General features: G+C 65.6%; 1 protein-coding gene. It reads left to right on the top strand.

From position 1 onward, the window contains the following. A partial coding sequence (locus tag AWB95_RS18605; protein ID WP_249025640.1) for a condensation domain-containing protein occupies positions 1-1,649 on the top strand: 1,649 nt, incomplete at both ends.

Below are 1,649 nucleotides of genomic sequence, written 5' to 3'. Positions count from 1 at the left end.
TCCGGCCGGCATCTACGCCCAAGTCCTAGGCCTCGACCGCGTCGGAGCCGACGACTCCTTCTTCGACCTCGGCGGAAATTCGTTGTCGGCCATGCGGTTGGTCGCCGCGATCAACACCGGCCTCGCCGCCGGCCTTTCGGTGCGCGCAGTGTTCGAAGCACCCACAGTGGCCCAGTTGGCCCTCCGTATCGGCGGCGATACGGGTCGGCTGGAGCCGCTGGCGGCTGTCGAACGACCGGCCGTGGTGCCGTTGTCCTTTGCCCAGCAGCGACTGTGGTTCATCGACCAATTGCACGGCCCCTCACCGGTGTACAACATCGCGGTGGGATTGCGGCTTTGCGGGCAGCTGGATGTTGACGCCCTCGCGGCAGCGCTGGCCGATGTGGTGGACCGCCACGAGAGCCTGCGCACACTGTTCTTGGCGCCCAAAGGAATACCCCAGCAAGTGATCGTCTCCCTCGAGCAGGCCGAGTTCGGTTGCGACGTCGTCGATGCCACCGCCTGGCCGGTAAGCCGGCTACAGGAGGCCATTGAGGAGACGACCCGCCACAGTTTCGAGTTGGCGGTCGAGATCCCGCTGCGGATAAGACTTTTCGCTGTTTCCAGCGATGAACACGTACTGGTGGTTGTGGTGCACCATATTGCCGCGGATGGCTGGTCGATCGTCCCGTTCGTGCGCGATCTCGGGGTGGCCTACGCCAGCCGGTGCGCGGGGCAGGCCCCTGACTGGGCGCCGTTGGCGGTGCAGTATGCCGACTACACGTTGTGGCAGCGCGCCCAGCTTGGCGATCTCGACGATGATCACAGCCGGATCGCCGCGCAGCTGGCCTACTGGGAGGACGCGTTGGCCGGCATGCCCGAGCGGCTGCAGCTTCCCACCAATCGCCCTTACCCGCCGGTTGCGGATTACCGCGGCGCCCGGGTGGCGGTGGAGTGGCCCGCAGAGCTGCAACAGCAAGTGGCGCGGGTGGCTCGAGAGCACAACGCGACCAGCTTCATGGTTATCCAGGCCGCCCTGGCCGCGCTGCTGGCCAAGCTCACTGCGAGTTTTGATGTGGCCGTTGGGTTTCCGATCGCGGGGCGCCGCGACCCCGCACTTGACGAGTTGGTCGGGTTTTTCGTCAACACCTTGGTGCTGCGGGTTGATCTGACCGGAGACCCCACCTTCGCAGAACTGCTCGCCCAGGTGCGACAGCGCAGCCTGGCCGCCTACGAGCACCAGGACGCGCCGTTCGAGGTGCTGGTCGAGCGGCTCAACCCGACCCGATCGCTGGCCCATCACCCCCTCGTGCAGGTGATGTTGGCCTGGCAGAACCTACCCGGAATCACCGGCGACGCCGCCGCCACGCTGGGTTCGGGTGATCTGCACGTCACCCAGATACCGATCGAAACCCACACCGCCCGCATGGATCTGACCTTCTTTCTGGCCGAACGCTGGAGCGAGGCCGGAGAGCCCGCCGGTATCGGCGGGACCGTCGAATTTCGCACGGATGTGTTTGATGTGGTGGGTGTTGAGGGTTTGGTGGGGCGGTTGGAGCGGGTGTTGGTGGCGATGACGGCTGATCCGGGTGGGCGGTTGTCGTTGGTTGATGTGCTGGATGTGGGTGAGCGCGGTTTTTTGGGTGGGGTTGGTAATTGGGGGGTGGTGG

Origin of the sequence: Mycobacterium celatum, from assembly GCF_002101595.1 — a bacterium.
Classification (GTDB): Bacteria; Actinomycetota; Actinomycetes; order Mycobacteriales; family Mycobacteriaceae; genus Mycobacterium; species Mycobacterium celatum.
This window is presented reverse-complemented; position numbering and strand designations above follow the sequence as displayed.